Annotated in this window: 13 protein-coding genes; 11 read left to right on the forward strand and 2 right to left on the reverse strand. The window is 73.4% G+C overall.

Annotated elements, in window-relative coordinates:
- Positions 1-2: 2 nt before the first annotated feature.
- On the forward strand, positions 3-1,118 hold the full coding sequence (locus ACFWFZ_RS30760) for an AAA family ATPase (protein ID WP_387126625.1): 1,116 nt from the start codon (positions 3-5) through the stop codon (positions 1,116-1,118).
- A complete protein-coding gene (locus ACFWFZ_RS30765; protein WP_387126627.1) occupies positions 1,115-4,705 on the forward strand; it encodes an SAV_2336 N-terminal domain-related protein in 3,591 nt (1,196 codons plus the stop codon). Before ACFWFZ_RS30760 ends, ACFWFZ_RS30765 begins: the two co-directional genes overlap by 4 nt.
- A gap of 17 nt (positions 4,706-4,722) precedes the next feature.
- Here the strand turns inward: ACFWFZ_RS30765 and ACFWFZ_RS30770 are convergent, their stop codons facing one another.
- Complete coding sequence (locus tag ACFWFZ_RS30770; protein WP_387126629.1) at positions 4,723-5,634, reverse strand: ion transporter; 912 nt, start codon at positions 5,632-5,634, stop codon at positions 4,723-4,725.
- A gap of 472 nt (positions 5,635-6,106) precedes the next feature.
- On the opposite strand from ACFWFZ_RS30770, the gene ACFWFZ_RS30775 reads away from it, so the two are divergent.
- The 9 genes from ACFWFZ_RS30775 to ACFWFZ_RS30815 all read left to right on the forward strand — a co-directional run bounded on the left by ACFWFZ_RS30775 (position 6,107) and on the right by ACFWFZ_RS30815 (position 15,590).
- The gene (locus ACFWFZ_RS30775) at positions 6,107-6,706 is read left to right on the forward strand and encodes an acyltransferase (RefSeq protein ID WP_387126632.1); all 600 of its coding nucleotides are present in this window, start codon (positions 6,107-6,109) and stop codon (positions 6,704-6,706) included.
- A 432-nt stretch (positions 6,707-7,138) separates the two neighbouring features.
- Positions 7,139-8,308, forward strand: coding sequence for a hypothetical protein (locus ACFWFZ_RS30780; protein WP_387126634.1), 1,170 nt, complete (start codon positions 7,139-7,141; stop codon positions 8,306-8,308).
- Complete coding sequence (locus ACFWFZ_RS30785) at positions 8,305-9,075, forward strand: WecB/TagA/CpsF family glycosyltransferase (protein ID WP_387126636.1); 771 nt, start codon at positions 8,305-8,307, stop codon at positions 9,073-9,075. Before ACFWFZ_RS30780 ends, ACFWFZ_RS30785 begins: the two co-directional genes overlap by 4 nt.
- A complete protein-coding gene (locus tag ACFWFZ_RS30790) occupies positions 9,075-10,331 on the forward strand; it encodes a nucleotide sugar dehydrogenase (RefSeq protein WP_387126638.1) in 1,257 nt (418 codons plus the stop codon). Before ACFWFZ_RS30785 ends, ACFWFZ_RS30790 begins: the two co-directional genes overlap by 1 nt.
- A gap of 4 nt (positions 10,332-10,335) precedes the next feature.
- Positions 10,336-11,466, forward strand: coding sequence for a non-hydrolyzing UDP-N-acetylglucosamine 2-epimerase (gene wecB / locus ACFWFZ_RS30795; protein WP_387126640.1), 1,131 nt, complete (start codon positions 10,336-10,338; stop codon positions 11,464-11,466).
- 29 nt (positions 11,467-11,495) lie between these two features.
- Positions 11,496-12,248 (forward strand): Wzz/FepE/Etk N-terminal domain-containing protein, encoded by a 753-nt coding sequence (locus tag ACFWFZ_RS30800; protein ID WP_387126642.1) that lies wholly within the window; start codon positions 11,496-11,498, stop codon positions 12,246-12,248.
- Positions 12,245-13,693, forward strand: a complete 1,449-nt coding sequence (locus tag ACFWFZ_RS30805) for an oligosaccharide flippase family protein (protein ID WP_387126644.1) — start codon at positions 12,245-12,247, stop codon at positions 13,691-13,693. Before ACFWFZ_RS30800 ends, ACFWFZ_RS30805 begins: the two co-directional genes overlap by 4 nt.
- 10 nt (positions 13,694-13,703) lie before the next feature.
- Complete coding sequence (locus ACFWFZ_RS30810) at positions 13,704-14,771, forward strand: hypothetical protein (protein ID WP_387126647.1); 1,068 nt, start codon at positions 13,704-13,706, stop codon at positions 14,769-14,771.
- A gap of 27 nt (positions 14,772-14,798) precedes the next feature.
- Entirely contained in the window at positions 14,799-15,590 is a 792-nt protein-coding gene (locus tag ACFWFZ_RS30815) for a glycosyltransferase family 2 protein (RefSeq protein ID WP_387126649.1), read from the forward strand.
- A 195-nt stretch (positions 15,591-15,785) separates the two neighbouring features.
- On the opposite strand, the gene ACFWFZ_RS30820 is transcribed toward ACFWFZ_RS30815, so the two are convergent.
- Complete coding sequence (locus tag ACFWFZ_RS30820; RefSeq protein WP_387126651.1) at positions 15,786-16,691, reverse strand: RNA polymerase sigma-70 factor; 906 nt, start codon at positions 16,689-16,691, stop codon at positions 15,786-15,788.
- Positions 16,692-16,710 lie beyond the last annotated feature (19 nt).

Raw genomic sequence — 16,710 nt, forward strand, 5'->3', positions numbered from 1 at the left:
CGATGGAGGCAGAGGCAGTGGTGAAGGACTGGTGGCTGTACCACGGGACCGGTGAGGGCACGGACCGGCGCGCCCGCCTGGAAACCGGATCCCCGCCGCCCTGGCGGGACTTCACCGGCAGCCCCGATCCGGGGTACGCGCCCCCCGGATGCGAGGGGCCCGCCTGGGAGCGCACCCGCCGGCGCGGCGAGGGCTACGTGCCCGACGAGCAGGAGAAGGACGTCGTCAACACGGCCCTGCACCTGCGCAGGCCGCTGCTGATCACCGGGAAGCCCGGCGTCGGGAAATCCACCCTGGCCTACAGCATCGCCTCGGACCTGGGCCTGGGACCCGTCCTGCACTGGCCCATCACCAGCCGGACGGTGCTGCGCGACGGGCTCTACCTGTACGACGCCATCGGCCGCCTCCAGGAGGCCGGCCTGGAGCAACTGCGCAGGCAGCCCGGTCCGGTGGGCCCCGCGGCGCCGGCCGCGACGGCCGGGGAGGCCGTCCCCGCTCCCGTCCCCCCACCCGAACCCGCCCACGCGCCCTCGATCTCCCGCTACCTGCGCCTCGGGCCGCTCGGCACCGCCCTGCTGCCGCAGGACCGGCCCCGCGTCCTGCTCGTCGACGAGATCGACAAGAGCGACATCGACCTCCCCGGCGACCTCCTCACCGTCTTCGAGGACGGCGGCTTCGTCATCCCCGAACTCGCCCGCCTCGCCCAGGAGGACCCCACCGTCGCCATCGGCACCGACGACGACCCCGACGCCTGCGTCCACATCTCCCAAGGCCGCGTGCAGTGCCGCTACTTCCCCGTCGTCGTCCTCACCAGCAACGGCGAACGCGACTTCCCGCCGGCCTTCCTGCGCCGCTGCGTCCGCCTGCACCTGGAGCCGCCCGGCCCGGAGAAGCTCGCCCTCATCGTCCGCCGCCGGCTCGGCGTCGACGTCGAGACCGGCGGGGAGTACCAGGAGCTCGTCCGGGACTTCATCGACCGCGCCGGGGACGGCGACCTCGCCACCGACCAGCTCCTCAACGCCATCCAGCTCCGCCTCGCCGGAGCCTGGTCCGCGCCCGGCGACCGCGACCGCTTCCTCAAGACCGTCATGCAGCACCTGACCGGGCCCACGGCGTGATCGAGGAGCTCCTCGCCGCCCTCGCCGACGGCGCCGAGGACGCGGGACCGCGTCCCGGGGTCGGGGCGGAGGAGATCGCCGACATCCTGTGGCTGGCCGCCCGCGTGGACCCCGCCGGGCCACGCCCGCCCCCGGTGGCGCCCGGCGGCGCCGAAGCCGGCCGGCCACCGGTCGCCGACCCGACGGCGCCCGAGACCGCGGCCGTCTCCGGCGGCCCGGCCGACGGGCAGCCGGCCGTCAAGCTCTTCCCCGCCTCCGTACCCGACCCCGCCGGGAAACCGGCCGACGACGGCGCCGGCCGCCGGGGCTCACCCGTCCGGCTGCCCCGGGCCGCCTCCCTCGACGACCCGCTGGCGCTGATGCGGGCCCTGCGTCCCGTCGGGCGGCGCTCCATCGGCGGCCCCGGGGAGGAATTGGACGAGCAGCTCACCGTCGAGCGCAGCATCGAGCGGATGGTGCCGACGCCCGTCCTGCGGCCGGCCGAGAGCCGCTGGCTGGACCTGGCGCTGGTCGTCGACACGCACCACTCGATGCTGCTCTGGGCGGACCTCGTGGACGAACTGCGCCGGGTGCTGACCCGCAGCGGGGTCTTCCGCGACGTACGCACCTGGCAGCTGACGGGCACCGGCTCCGGCGCCACCCCGATGCTCACCCGCGGCCGGTCCGGCGCGCCCCGCAACCCGCTGGAACTGGCCGACCCCGCCGGCCGCAGGCTGATCCTCGTACTCTCCGACACCGTGGCGGGAGGCTGGCGCGAGGCCTCCGTGCAGGGCGTGCTCCGGCACTGGGGCACGCACAACGCCGTGGCCGTGCTGAACGTCCTGCCCGAACGGCTCTGGACGCGCGGCGCCGTCCGGCCCGTCCCCTTCGCCGTCCGCGCCGACCGGCCGGCCGCCGCCACCCGCTCCTGGCAGCGGGCGGCGACCGCCCGCCGCTCCCGCGCCGGCCGCCGGCGCACCCCCGACGTCGTCCCCGTCGTCGGTGTCGCCCCGGGCAGCCTGGCCCGGCTGGTGCGGGTGGTCTCCGGGGACGGCCGCTGGCGGCGCCTCGCCTGTCTGCGGCTGGACGCGGAACCGGGGAGCGCCGACGTCCGCGAAGCCCCGGCCGGCGGTGTCCGCGGCGCGCTGGAGGTGGTGGAACGCTTCCGCGGCAGCGCCTCCCCGACCGCCCAGCAGCTCGCCGCCCACCTGGCCGCCGTACCGCTGACCCTGCCGGTCATGAACCTCGTCCGGCGCTCGCTGCTGCGGGACTCCGAGCACGGACACCTCGCGGAGGTCGCCCTCGGCGGGCTGTTCGCGCCCTGGGACCACGAACGGGACCCCGAGGAGGTGGAGTTCGAGTTCCTGCCCGGAGTACGGGAGGCGCTGCTCGGCTCGCAACTGCGCGGGGAAGTGGCCGCCGTACGGGAACTGGTCCGCCGGCGCGTGTGGGAGTACATGTCCCGCAACCGCGGGACCGGGCCGGACTTCTCCGCGACCCGGGTCACCGACGGGCGGGAGGGCCGCCGCCGGGTGGCCGAGGGGGCCCTGCCGTTCGCCACGCAGCCGCCCCAGGACCCGGGCCTCGCGGACCGTGTCGTACGGGTCCGCCACGAGCCCCTGCCGGAACCGCAGGAGGTCGGCGTCCTGCTGACGCCCAGGCTGGTCCTCACGGTCGGCGACGCGCCGCCGGCCTGGAGCACCGTCGCCTGGGTGCGGGCCGGGGACCGCGAGGTCCCGTGCCGCCCGGTGTGGTGGGACGACGCGCTGCCCAGGGTGCTGCTGCTGCTCGCCGACGAGGACCTGGCGGATCCGGCGGTCTGCGCGCGGCCCCTGCCGTGGCCGACCGCGGACCACCACTTCGACCGGGTGCGGATCGACGGCCGCACCGACCAGGGCGACGCCGTCGCACTGACCGGCGAGGTGGTCCCGTACGAGGGCGCCCGCAACGGGGAGCTGGTACGCCTCTCCGCGGAGCCGGAAGCCTGGACGCACTACCGCGGCGGCCCGGTCTCCCGCGACGGCGCGCTGATCGGCGTCGTCCACGGCGTCTGGCCGGACCGCATGGTGTTCCTGGCGGGCCGCGCCCTGCTGGAACAGCCCGGCTTCCGGACGGTGATGGCCGAACACGTGCGGTCCGGCCCGCCGCGGGGGGAGTCCGCGGTGTGCCTGGCGGTACGGACCGGCGACGACGGGGCGCAGCCGGTCGGGAGTCCGCCCGAGGCGGAGGCGGCGGACCTGCTGATGCGGCTCATGGAGGAGACGGACGTCACGGGGAGGCTGGCCGGGGGCGGGCGGGGCGCGCCGGTGCTCGTGCTGCTGGAGCCACCGGGGGCCCTCGGCAAGGCGGGCCGGCTGCTGTCCGAACTCCCGGGTGCGGCGGCCCGGTTCGCGCACCGCAGGATGGATCCGGTGCCCTTCTCGCTCGACGTCTCCGTGGCCGCGGGGCCCGCGCAGACGCTTCCGGCGGGAAACGCCGTCTCCGGGCAGGCCGCGTCCGAGGCCGTCCGGCTCCTGCGGCACTCCGGGGCGGCCGACCGCGGCGGCCCGTCGCCGGGGTCGCCCGCGGTGGTCCTGGCCCACCCCCTGTACGAGGAACTCGGCGCGCTGGTCGGTCCCACGGCGCTGCGCGCACTCGTACCGCTCGGCGGCGCGACGGACGGCTGGCTGTGCACCGGTGACTGCGCCGAGCTCGGCCTGGCCATGACGGAGGCCGCCGGGCTGCGGGGCGCGGGCATCGACTGGCCCACCTGCGGACGAAGCTCCGGGGAGAGCCCGCGCGTACCGTGCACGGGGATCCGACTGCCCGGGTACGACGTGTGCCTGGCCCATCTGGGACCCGATCGGGAGCACGGGTACCTGGCGACCCTCGGGCCCGGATCCCCGGTGGACTTCCGGGGCACCACGTTCGAGGAGGGGCTGCTCCAGCGGCTCCTGGCAGCCCTGCGCGCCTCGCGCGCGCAGCCCGTCAGGCTCGGCGAGGCGGACTTCGACCACGCGACCTTCGTGGACGACTGGAACGAGGGCGGCATCGAGTTCCTGGCCCGGTCCTCCTTCGCCCGGGCCGTCTTCGCCGGGCGGGCCAGGCTCGGGAGGTCCACCTTCGCCGGGCCGGTGTCCTTCGAGGGGGCGGTGTTCCTCGGCGTCGGCGACTTCGACCACAGCCGCTTCCACCGGGCGAGCAGCTTCCGCCGCACGCACTTCCACGGACTGGCGGGCTTCTCGGACAGCGTCTTCCTGGACGAGGTGGCCTTCACCCGGGCGGTGCTGGAGGCTTCGGCGGACCTGAACGGGATGCGGGCGGCCGGGGAGGCGGACTTCTCGCGCGCGGTGTTCTGCGGCCTGACCGGGCTGAGCGGGGCCTCCTTCGCCGGACCGGTCTCCTTCGCCTCCACGGCATGGGAAGCGGGGCTGGTGTCCACCGGCGCCGTGTTCGAAGGGCCGGTGGACTTCGGCGGAGCCGTCTTCCAGGGCCGGGTCCGGCTGGAGCAGCTGCGCCTGCCGCAGGCGCCCGGGTTCGCCTTCGAGGACCGGCCCGGGCGCTGGGGCGTCCACCAGCGCCCGGACGGCACCTGGGACATCCATCTGCTGGTCACCGGGTCGCAGTGACCGGTGGCGCCGGCCGTTCAGGAACCGCTGGGGGAGGTCTCCAGGCGGCGTGAGGGGCGGCCGTCCGGGGCGGGGAGACTCGCTTCGAGCTCGTCCAGGGCGCGGCGGGCCGTCGCGATGCGGTCGCGGACGTCGGCATCGGGGCCGCCCGCGGCCGGCGGCGGGCCCGGCCGCTTGCGTTCGCGGTCGGCCGCGTCCTCCATCTCGCGTGCCTCGTCGAGGGAGTTGAGCACGACGCCGATGAGGACGTTGACCAGGACGAAGGAGGCGAGCAGCGCGTAGGAGGCGTAGTAGACGATGCTGAGGCGGGAAATCTCCAGTCCCGCGCGGACGGCGTCGGTCAGGCCGTCCAGGGTGGTCAGCAGGAACAGCGTGAGCATCGCGCGGCCCACGGAGCCGTAGTGCCCCGGGTCGGACTCGGCGAAGCAGACCCAGCCGACCATGGCGTACACGTACAGCACCAGTCCGCCGACGAAGAGGAAGCTGGCGGTACCGGGCAGGCTGCGGCCGACCGCGATCAGCAGGATGCGCAGGTGCGGGAGGAAGCGGGCCGTGCGCAGCACCCGGGCCAGCCGCAGCAGCCGCAGCAAGGTGGTGTTCTCACGGACGAACGGCACGAAGGCGGAGGCGACGACCACGAGGTCGAAGAGGTTCCACGGGTCGCGGAAGAATGCTTTCGGCCGGTCCGCGAAGGCGCCGGCGCGCAGCAGCATCTCCACGCTGAACAGGGCCAGGCAGCACTGCTCGGCGGTCCGCAGCAGCCGCTGGTGGTCCGCGGCGAGCCCGCTGTACGTCTCGACACCCATCAGCGCGGCGTTGAGCAGGATGGCGCAGAAGACGACCATGCCGAAGGCGGGGGCTTCAGTGGCCACGCGGCACCGGGCCGCCAGCTTCATCCGGCCGCGTCCGGTGGGCCTGGGGTCTGTCATCGTGCTCCTCGTACTCTCGTGCACCACGGGCGAACGGCGGCCCGCCCTCCCTAACGCCCCAAAGCCGATCCGGTTTCACCACCGCGCGTGCCCCAACGCGCCGTGGCGTGCGCCCCCACCGTCCGAACGGCGGTGGGGGTGGGCGGTTGCCGCTCCGCTCGCCGTCCCACCAGGCCGTTCGCCTCGGCGGCGTGCCGGAGGGGGCAGAGGCGGTCCAGGAGCCCGGCGGCCGCCGCTTCCGTGCCGACCGGGGGAGTCGGCTGATCCGCGGGTGGAGCGGCCCGTGGCCGCATATGCTCGGCGCGTTACCTTCGTACGCCTGAACACCGGAACGTCTGAGCACAGGTACGTCTGATCACAGGTGCGCCTGAGCATGGGAACGTCCGAACACCAGCACGTCCGTTCGTCAATGCATGTGTGCATTCGCACGCCCGTGCGCAGCATGTCTCACGAACCGTAAGGGGACCGCGCCGTGAGTGTCCGCATTCAACCCACCTCCCAGGTCGACGAGAGCGCCGAGCTCGGTGAGGGCACCGCGATCTGGGATCTGGCGCAGATACGCGAGAAGGCCCGGCTCGGGCGCGGGTGCATCGTGGGGCGCGGCGCGTACGTCGGACCCGGCGTACGGATCGGCGACCACGTCAAGCTCCAGAACTACGCCCTCGTCTACGAGCCGGCCGAGCTCGGTGACGGGGTGTTCATCGGCCCGGCCGCGGTCCTCACCAACGACTTCTACCCGCGGGCGGTCGACCCCGACGGCATTCTCAAGCGCGAGGGCGACTGGGAGGCCGCCGGGGTCGTCGTCGCCGAGGGCGCCTCCCTGGGGGCCCGGTCGGTGTGTGTGGCCGGGGTGCGCGTGGGGCGCTGGGCCCTCGTCGCGGCCGGGGCGGTGGTCTCCAAGGACGTGCCGGACTTCGCGCTGGTGGCCGGGGTTCCGGCCCGCCGGATCGGCTGGGTGGGCCGGGCCGGGGTCCGCCTGGTGGAGCGCGACGGCGAGCCGGGCATCTGGGAGTGTCCGCGCACCGGGGCGCTGCACGACGAGAAGGACGGCATCCTCACCGAGCGAAACTGACGGAATGTCGGCAATTTAGGTCACCGGCATTTCCTCAAAACCACAATCAATGAACATCCGTGGGCATAACGTGTCCCTGCACACGGGATCTGAGCAGGCAACAGGCCTTGCTCAGTGGGGGGTTGTGTACGACGAGGGCACCGCGGGCAGCGCCTGGCGGAGCGCGGTTCCACCGCGCCCGCGGACACTGCCGTGCGCGCATGCCCCGGTCCGAAGGCATCGCTGGGGGGATCCAGACGGCAGCCTCCGGACGGCTCGTGCCCGCGGCGCCGGACGCCGCGGCCACGGGCGCCGTCACGCGCAGTCCCCCTCCGCGGAATGACGACCGCCAGGTCCGTCCGAGGAGCGATCAGAGGGGGTAGGTGTGTTGGAGCCGAAGAGCTCGGACATGCGAGGTGCGAGCAGCACCCGGGGAGTCGGGGTGGGGACCCGATGACCACCACACGATTAGGAGCACTGGCCGAAGAGGACCCGAAGCTGCACGCGCTGGCGCAGCGGCTGCTCGGACTGGCCGAAGCGGGTCTGCCCGCGATGTACCTGCCGGAGGCCGAGACCTTCGCCTTCACCCGGGCCGGAGCGGTCTCGTCCGACGGCACCCGCCGCCTCGAACTGCGGGGGGCCAGCACCCGGTACGCGGCCATCACCGCGCTGGGCGCCCGGTTCCTGCCCGAGGACCGCCAGCGCGCCCTGTTCGGCGGGCGCTCCGCCCAGGAGTTCACCGGGCTGCTGGTGGAACGGCTGCCCGGGGTGGTCGACCTCGGCGACGCGGCGCTCGTCGCCTGGGCCGCAGCCGAGACCGGCCACCCGAAACTGTCCGACGCACTCGACCGGGTCGCCGCCCTGGACCTGCCCGGCCGGCCCCGGTACACGGTCGAGGCGGCCTGGGTGCTCTCCGCCCTCGCGGCCGCGCGCCCCGTGGTGGACGTGGAGGACCGCATCCCGGTCGCCCGCGACCGCCTGCTGACGGCCAGGACCGGCAGCGGACCGCTGTTCGGGCACGCCACCGGCCCGGGACTGGTGGCCGGCTACCGCGCGCACGTGGCCTGCTTCGCCGACCAGACCTACCCGCTGCAGGCGCTGGCCCGGCTGCACGCGAGCGGTGACGACCCGGAGGCCCTGGCGGCCGCCGACGCATGCGCCGCCCGTATCGTCGACCTCCAGGGTGACGGCGGACAGTGGTGGTGGCACTACGACGCACGTGAGGGCGGCGTGATCGAGGGCTACCCCGTCTACAGCGTGCACCAGCACGCGATGGCCCCGACCGCCCTGTTCGACCTGGCCGAAGCGGGCGGCACGGACTTCGCCGCGGCGATCCGCCGGGGACTGCGCTGGATGACGGCCGTGCCCGAACTCGCCGGGCCCGACGGCACCCCGCGCGAGCCGATGATCCGCGAGGACCTCGGCGTCACCTGGCGCAAGGTCCACCGCGGCGACCCCAAGAAGGCCGTCCGGGCGGCCCGCGGGCTCACCACCCGCGTCGCCCCGCACGCCCGGCTCGCACCCCTGGACGCGCTCTTCCGCCCCCGACGGGTGGACCGGGAGTGCCGCCCGTACGAGTTCGGCTGGATGCTGTTCGCCTGGCTCGGGGGGCCGCAGAGATGACCCGTAGCACCCTCTTCGGGGTCACGCTCGACCCCCTGACCATGGACGAGACCGTGCAGCGCTGCCTCGACGCCGTACGGCGCGGGGAGCGGATCGAGATCGGCATGGTCAACGCCGCCAAGCTGGTCAACATGCGCCGCGACCCGGCCCTCGCCGAGGCGGTCGCCGGCTGCGACCTCGTCCTGGCCGACGGCCAGGCCGTGGTCTGGGCCGGCCGCGTCCTCGGCGTCCGGCTGCCCGAGCGCGTCGCGGGCATCGACCTGTTCATGCGCCTGCTCGCCGCGGCCGAGGTCGCGGACATCCCCGTCTACCTCCTCGGCGCCCAGCAGGAGGTACTGGAGATGATGCTCGGGCAGATCTCCGAACGCTTCCCGAAACTACGGGTCGCCGGCAGCCGCAACGGCTACTTCGGCGACAGCGAGCAGGAGAACATCGCCGACGCCGTCGCCGACAGCGGCGCGCAACTGCTCTTCCTCGGCATGACCTCGCCCAAGAAGGAGATCTTCACCGCCGGCTACGGCAAGCGCACCGGCGCCCACGTCGTCCACGGCGTCGGCGGCTCCTTCGACATCCTCGCCGGCATCACCAAGCGGGCCCCCCTGGCCTGGCAGCGGATGGGCCTCGAATGGTTCTACCGCACCCTCCAGGAACCGCGCCGCCTCGGCAGGCGCTACCTCACCACCAACGCCGCCTTCCTCGCCATGACGGTCCGGGAGCTCATCCACCGCACCCCGTCTGCCGGTTCCGCGAACAGGAGTCACTGCTGATGCGCGTCGTCGTCGTGGGACAGGGATACGTCGGCCTGCCACTGGCCATCCGCGCCGCCGAGGTCGGCCACCAGGTGATCGGATACGACGTCGACGCGCGGCGGGTCAAAAGCCTCGCCGCCGGAGAGTCGTACGTGGAGGACGTATCCGGCGAACGCCTCGCCCGCGCCCTGGAGCGCGGCACCTACCGGCCCAGCGAACTCGCCCGCGACTGCGGCGGATTCGACGTCGCCGTCGTCACCGTCCCCACCCCCTTACAGGACGGGGCGCCCGACCTGCGCTACATCGAGGAGTCGGCCCACACCCTGGCCCGCTTCCTGCGCCCGGGCGCGACCGTGGTCCTGGAGTCCACCACCTACCCGGGCACCACCGAGGAGCTGTTCGCCCCGATCCTGGAGGACGGCTCCGGCCTCACCGCCGGCGCCGACTTCCACCTGGGCTACAGCCCGGAGCGCATCGACCCCGGCAACACCGTCTGGGGCTTCCAGCAGACGCCGAAAGTCGTCTCCGGGGTCGACGCCGCCTCCCTCAAGGCCGTCGAGGCCTTCTACGGACAGCTCGTCGACACCACCGTGCCCGTGCGCTCGCCCAAGGAGGCCGAGCTGGCGAAGCTGCTGGAGAACACCTTCCGGCACGTGAACATCGCCCTCGTCAACGAGATCGCCATGTTCGCCCGCCACCTCGACATCGACGTCTGGCAGTCCATCGAAGCCGCGTCCAGCAAGCCCTTCGGCTTCATGAAGTTCACCCCCGGGCCCGGCGTCGGCGGACACTGCCTGCCCATCGACCCCTCCTACCTGAACTGGCGCGTCCAACGCGAACTCGGCCAGAACTTCCGCTTCGTCGAACTCGCCAACGACATCAACAACCACATGCCCGAATACGTCACGCGCCGCGTGATCGACGCCCTCAACGCCAAGCGCCGCTCCGTCAACGGCTCCCGGGTCCTTCTGCTCGGCCTCGCGTACAAGAAGAACACCGGCGACGCCCGCGAGTCGCCCGCCGTACGCATCGCCGAGCTGCTCCTCGACATGGGCGCCAAGGTCCGCGCGGTCGACCCGCACGTGGTGGAGAGCGTCAAGGTCGACGCACGCCTCGCCCGTGTCGAGGCGACCCGCAAGGAGCTGGCGGCCGCCGACGTCGTCGTCCTGCTCACCGACCACGACTCCTTCGACTACCAGATGATCAGCGAGCACGCCTCCTTCGTGCTCGACACCCGCAACCGCATGACGGGCGCGAAGGTGGAGGTGCTCTGAACCCATGACCAGGATCGTCTGCGTCGCCGGGGCGCGCCCCAACTACATGAAGATCAAACCGGTGATGGACGCACTGGAGCGCCGAGGCGCCGAGGTGGTCCTCGTCCACACCGGGCAGCACTACGACGAGTCCATGAACGACGTCTTCTTCCGCGACCTCGGCATCCGGCCGCCCGACCGGTACCTGGGCGCCGGATCCGGCAGCCACGCCCAGCAGACCGGCCGGGTGATGGCCGCCTTCGAGCCGCTCGTCGAGGAACTGGCCCCGGACGCCGTGGTGGTGGTCGGGGACATCAACTCCACCCTCGCCTGCGCCCTGGTGACCGCGAAGGCCGGCCCTCTGCTGGCCCACGTGGAGGCAGGCCTGCGCAGCCGCGACTGGAGCATGCCCGAGGAGGTCAACCGGGTCGCCACCGACCGGGTCAGCGACTACCTGCTGGCCCCCTCGCCCGACGCCGCGGCGAACCTGCGCGCGGAGGGCTACCGCGAGGACCAGATCCACGTCGTCGGCAACGTCATGATCGACACCCTCCTCGCCAACCTGGACCGGGCCCGGCGGTCGGACGTCCTGGACCGCTACGGGCTCACCCGCGGCGGATACGGCCTGGTCACCCTGCACCGGCCGGCCAACGTGGACGACCCCGGGGCGCTGCGCGGCCTGCTCAAGGCCCTCGGCGAAACCGCCGGCCGCTGCCCGCTGCTGCTGCCCGTGCACCCTCGGGCCGCGGAGCGGCTGGCCGCGATCGGCGTTCCCGACGGCATCCGGCTCGTGCCGGCCGCCGGGTACCTCGACTTCATCGCCCTGCAGGACTCCGCCCGGCTGGTGCTCACCGACTCCGGCGGCGTCCAGGAGGAGACCACCGCGCTGGGCGTCCCCTGCGTGACCCTGAGGGAGAACACCGAGCGCCCCATCACCGTGACGGAGGGGACCAACGTCCTGGCCGGCACCGATCCGGACCGGATCGTCGCCACCGTGGAGAAGGTCCTCGACGATCCTCCCGCGCCGCGCTGCCCCGCACTGTGGGACGGCCGCGCCAGCGAGCGCATCGCCGCCGTCCTCCTCGACGGCGGCACCGCCCGCACCCGGCCCAGACCCACCGACCTCGTGCCGGCCGCCGGGCACGGACCGCAGTAACCGGAACATCCGCAACAAGGGGGAAGACCATGGATCTCGCCGAGATATGGCGGGTCATGCGCAGGCGCTGGTACGTGCTGCTGCCCGGACTGCTGCTGACAGCGGCACTCACCACCGCCGTGCACCTGCTGATCCCGGTCGAGTACCAGTCGCAGACCACCGTGACGCTGCTCAACTCGTCGAAGGCCACCGAGGCCTTCGACGGCAACCCCTTCCTCAGCACGCAGGCATCGCTCACCGGCATGGCCGACGGCCTCGCCCGCAACCTCAACTCGGACGGAGCCAAAGCCGACCTCAAGGCCCTCGGCGTCACCGGCAGACACGAGGTGAAGATCGCCGACAACGCCCAGGGCCCCTTCATGTGGCTGACCGTCACCGGCACCGACCCCGCCGCCGTCCTCACGTCCGGCGAACTCCTCGCCGCCTACGCCGACAAGAGGCTGGGGGAGTTCCAGACCCAGCAGTCCGTCGCCCCCGAGGCCATGATCCGGATGGCCACGATCGTGCCCCCGCAGAAGCCGGAGGCACAGACCAAGACCCGGATCCAGTACATCGTCATGGTGGGCGCGCTGGGCTTGGTCCTCAGCCTGGTCGCCACCTTCTACGTGGAGGCCCGGCGGCGCACCCCGCGCGGCAAGGAGCGCCCGGCCCCGGACGGGGCGCCCGCCGCCGTGCCTGCCGCCGTGACGCCCGCCGCCGTGCCTGCCGCCGCGACCCCCGTCACGACCGACGAGACCATCGCACTGCGCACGGTCGGCTCCGGCGGGGCGGGTTCGCCGTGACCGACACCGGTACCCGTACGCAGACCACCCCGGCGGCGCCCTCACTGGGACGCAAGGTCGGCTCCGCGGCCAAATGGAGCCTGGTCAACACGGTCGTCATGCGCCTCGGCAACTTCGCGACCGGTATCGTCCTCGCCCGCTACTTCCTCGGGCCCGAGGCGTGGGGCGTGTACGGGATCGCCCAGACCGTCCTGCTCGTCCTGCTCTCCGCGAACGAACTGGGCGTCTCCCTCGCCATCGTCCGCTGGGAGGGCGACCCGCGCCGCTTCGCCCCCACCGTCCTCACCCTCAGTGCCGTCTCCAGCTGCCTGCTGTACGCCGTGCTGTTCGCGACCGCACCGGCCGTCGCCGGCGTCCTCGGCTCGCCCGAGGCATCCGGGGTCCTGCGGGTCATGTGCCTGTGCGTGGTCCTCGACGGACTCTCCCAGGTCCCGGCGGGCTTCCTCACCCGGGAGTTCGCGCAGGGCCGGCGGATGGCCGTCGACGCGCTCAACTTCGTCCTCAGCACCGCGGTGACCTTGCTGCTGGCCGTCCAGGGCTGGGGCGCGATGAGCTTCGCCTGGGGATCCGTCGTCGGCAACGTGGCCGCCCTCATCGGCTGCTGCCTCGCCGCCCCCGGCACCCTGAAGTTCGGCTGGGACCGCGAACAGGCCCGCGCCCTGCTGAAGTTCGGCCTGCCGCTCGCCGGAGCCAGCATGCTCGCCCTCGGCGTGGTCAACGTGGACACCATGGTGGTGGGCTCCACCCTGGACCCCCTCGCCCTCGGCTTCTACGTCCTCGCCTTCAACATCTCCGGCTGGCCCGTCCGCATCATCTCCGAAGCCGCCCGCCGCGTCTCCTTCGCAGGCTTCTCCCGGCTGGCCGACTCACCACAGGCCCTGGCCGCCGGCTTCGCCCGCGCCCTCGGCGTGGTGACCGCTGCCACAGTCCCGCTCTGCGTCCTGCTCGCCGGCCTCGCCGCACCCGTCATCGAGCTCGTCTACGGCGAACGCTGGCTGCCCGCCGCCGGCGCTCTGCCCTGGCTGATGGCCCTCGGCCTGGTCCGCATCGGCTGCGAACTCGCCTACGACTGCCTGGTGGCCATCGGCCGCCGCCGCTCGCTCATCGCGGTCCAGGGCCTGTGGCTGCTCATCCTGATCCCCGCCCTGGTGATCGGCGCCCGCGGCGGCGGGATCGTCGGCGTGGCCCAGGGGCACGTCGCCGTCGCCTGCGCCGTCGTGGTCCCTGTGTTCCTCCTGGCACTGCACCGCGGCGGCATCCGCCTGGGCACCCTCGTACGGGCCTGCGCCTGGCCGCTGCTCGGCGGCGCCGTGATGACCGCCGTGCTCCTGCTGCTGGAACGCTCCCTCGGCGACTCCGTGCCCGCCCTCCTGGCGACCGCGACCGCCGGCACCCTGTGCTACGCCGTATGCCTCCTGCCCGCCCGAAAAACGCTCCGAGGATAGGCGACCGGCCATGACACGCAACCGAAGGCGCCTGGGGGCGTGGCTGCTCGCCGCACTGGTGCTGGCCGTCCTCCTCACCTTGTACGACGCCGACCGCGCCGGGGTGAGCGATCCGAAAGCCGCCCCCTCCGCGACACCGTCGGGCGCCGCCCCCGGGACGCCGGCGCCCGCCGCCGCCGGCGGCACGCCGAGCCCCCCGGCCACGGCCTCCCCGCCGCCCCCGCCCGGACCGGGCGAACCGCCGCCCACCCCCTCCGCCACCGCCTGCACCTCACCCGGGGCCTGCGGATACCCCGACGCGGACAGCACCGGCCCCCGGATCCCCCTGGAGCGGCACGACACCGGCAACATGTCGGTCAAGAAGGACGGCACCGTCATCAAGGGCTGGGACATCCGCGGCTCACTCGACATATACGCCGACGACGTCACCGTCATCGACAGCAGGATCACCTCCACCAACTGGTGGGGGATCAACCTGCGCCCCGGCTACAGCGGGCTGAAGGTCCTGCACACCACCATCACCGCCGTACCGGGCAAAGGCCCCGACAACGGCGGCGTCAACTACGCCGTGTCGAACATGGGCGGCAGCTCCATCGAGGTCGGCTGGTGCGACATCTCGGTGTTCGGCAACGCCCTGTCCATGGGCCAGGGCGACCTGCACGACAACTACGTGCACGACCTCGTCGCCTTCCGCAACCAGGGCGGCGAATGGCAGCACACCGACGCCGTCATCAGCGGCGGCGGCAACAAGGGCCGGCTGACCATCCGGCACAACACCCTCCTCAACGCCACCCCCGTGGCCAAGGGCGCCACCTCCGCCGTGGGCCTCTTCGCCGACACCGGGGTCGTCTCCTCCGTCGTCGTCGAGGACAACTGGCTGGCCGGCGGGGCGTACACGCTCTACGGCGGCGGCCCGGGCGCCACCGGCATCCACGTCACCGGCAACGTCTTCTCCACCCAGTACCACCCGGCCGGCGGCGCCTACGGCCCGGTCACCGCCTGGAACGCGGGCGGCGCCGGGAACGTGTGGAAGGACAACCGCATGTCCGACGGCCGCCCGGTGGAACCCGCCCCCTGACCGCCCACCCACCACGGAGATTCCACGATGCGGCGTATCGCCCGGGCCCCCTGGGAACTGCTCAAGCGGGCCTTCGGCTGGCTGGTGCTCTTCGAGGCCCGCAACAAGCTCCTGCTCCTGCCCTCCGCCGTACGGCTGCGACGCTTCGAGGACACCGAGACCACCCGCCTCGCCGCCCTCCTGGGCAGGCCCCCGGCCGCCCGGGTCGCCACCGTGATCGCCACCCACCGGCGCCCCGACGCGCTGCGCGCGGCCGTCCGCTCCGCCCTGGCGCAGACCGTCACCGACCAGGTGGTCATCGTCGTCGACGACGGCGCCGGCCTGCCCGAACTACCTCCGGACCCACGCCTGTTCGCGGTCTCCCTGTCCCGCAACACGGCGACCGCCGGAGTCGTGCGCAACGTCGGCATCCGCCTCACCCGCTCCCGGTACGTGGCCTTCCTCGACGACGACAACCTGTGGGAGCGCGACCACCTGGAGCACGCCCTGAGCGCACTGGACGCGCCCGGCGGCCCCGACGCCGTCTACACCGCGCTGCGCAGGGTGCTGCCCGACGGCACCGAACGCGACGTCCTGTCGGTCCCCTTCGACCGCCGCCGCGCCGCCCGCGAGGCCTTCCTGGACACCAACGCCTTCGTGGCCCGCCGCAGCCGGGCCCTGCACTTCAGCCGGCTGCGCCGCACCCCCGAGGTGCTGCCCCGCGAGGACTGGGAGCTCGTCCGCCGCTACGCCCGCCGCCACGAGGTACGCCACCTGCCCCGCCCCACCGTCCGCTACCTCGTCAACCCCGGCAGCTTCTACACCGCCTGGGAGGGCTAGAGCCTGTATCGAGTTGCCCCGCGGCGTCGCGACGCCCGGCACGCACGTCCGCCGCACCGGCCGAAAGCCACGTACGTCCCGTACGAGCGCTTCCGGCCCGCACGCCGAGAGCACGCACCGGACGCCGCTCCTTGACGGGCAAACGTTGCCTGACGCGGCACCAGAGGGTCTGGGCCGGGCCGGGGCCGGAGGCGGTCACCGCAGGGCCAGCGGCGTCTCCGACGCGAGGTGGGACAGCTTCTCCGGGTTGCGGACGTAGTAGAGGCCGGTGATGCGGGAGTCCTCGATGCGGACCGCCATGATCCCGTCGAGCTCGCCGCCCAGGTGGACCAGGAGGGCCGGGGCGCCGTTGACCACGGTCGGCGTGAGCGTCATCGGCAGGTCCTTCCTGTTGTTCTTGCCGATACCGCCCACCATGAAGCGCACCACCTTCTCGGCACCGTCGATCGGCCGCAGCGCCGCCTGCTTGATGCCGCCGCCGTCGGCCACCAGCACGACGTCCGGGGCGAGCACGGCGAGGAGGTCCTGCGGGTCGCCGGTCTCCAGCGCCGCCCGGAAGGACTCCAGCGCTGCCCGTGTCTGCGCGGCGGAGACCGCCTGCCGGGGACGCCGGGCGTCGACGTGCCGGCGGGCCCGGTGGGCGATCTGGCGGACGGCCGCAGGGCTCTTGCCGACCGCCTCCGCGATCTCGTCGTAGCCGACGTCGAAGACCTCGCGCAGGACGAACACGGCGCGCTCGGTCGGCGCCAGCGTCTCCAGGACGAGCATCAGCGCCATCGACACGCTCTCCGCGAGCATCGCGTCCTCGGCCACGTCGGGCGCCGTGAGCAGCGGTTCGGGCAGCCACGAGCCGACGTACGCCTCCTTGCGGCGGCTCATCGTGCGCAGCCGGTTCAGCGCCTGCCGGGTCGTGATCCGGACCAGGTACGCACGCCGGTCGCGCACCTGGTCCAGGTCGACCTCGACCCAGCGCAGCCAGGTCTCCTGCAGCACGTCCTCCGCGTCGGCCGCCGATCCCAGCATCTCGTAGGCGACGGTGAACAGCAGGTTGCGGTGCGCGACGAAGGTCTCGGTCGCCGTGCCGGCGCCGTCCTCGCTCATGGTGTCTCCTCCGTTTCCA

Source organism: Streptomyces sp. NPDC060232 (assembly GCF_042726555.1).
GTDB lineage: Bacteria > Actinomycetota > Actinomycetes > Streptomycetales > Streptomycetaceae > Streptomyces.

Excerpts from the sequence above, each read along its gene's own strand:
- ACFWFZ_RS30760 (WP_387126625.1), top strand. The coding sequence starts at position 3 with ATGGAGGCAGAGGCAGTGGTGAAGGACTGGTGGCTGTACCACGGGACC.
- ACFWFZ_RS30770 (WP_387126629.1), bottom strand. The coding sequence starts at position 5,634 with ATGACAGACCCCAGGCCCACCGGACGCGGCCGGATGAAGCTGGCGGCC.
- ACFWFZ_RS30780 (WP_387126634.1), top strand. The coding sequence starts at position 7,139 with ATGACCACCACACGATTAGGAGCACTGGCCGAAGAGGACCCGAAGCTG.
- ACFWFZ_RS30785 (WP_387126636.1), top strand. The coding sequence starts at position 8,305 with ATGACCCGTAGCACCCTCTTCGGGGTCACGCTCGACCCCCTGACCATG.
- ACFWFZ_RS30790 (WP_387126638.1), top strand. The coding sequence starts at position 9,075 with ATGCGCGTCGTCGTCGTGGGACAGGGATACGTCGGCCTGCCACTGGCC.
- wecB (WP_387126640.1), top strand. The coding sequence starts at position 10,336 with ATGACCAGGATCGTCTGCGTCGCCGGGGCGCGCCCCAACTACATGAAG.
- ACFWFZ_RS30800 (WP_387126642.1), top strand. The coding sequence starts at position 11,496 with ATGGATCTCGCCGAGATATGGCGGGTCATGCGCAGGCGCTGGTACGTG.
- ACFWFZ_RS30810 (WP_387126647.1), top strand. The coding sequence starts at position 13,704 with ATGACACGCAACCGAAGGCGCCTGGGGGCGTGGCTGCTCGCCGCACTG.
- ACFWFZ_RS30815 (WP_387126649.1), top strand. The coding sequence starts at position 14,799 with ATGCGGCGTATCGCCCGGGCCCCCTGGGAACTGCTCAAGCGGGCCTTC.
- ACFWFZ_RS30820 (WP_387126651.1), bottom strand. The coding sequence starts at position 16,691 with ATGAGCGAGGACGGCGCCGGCACGGCGACCGAGACCTTCGTCGCGCAC.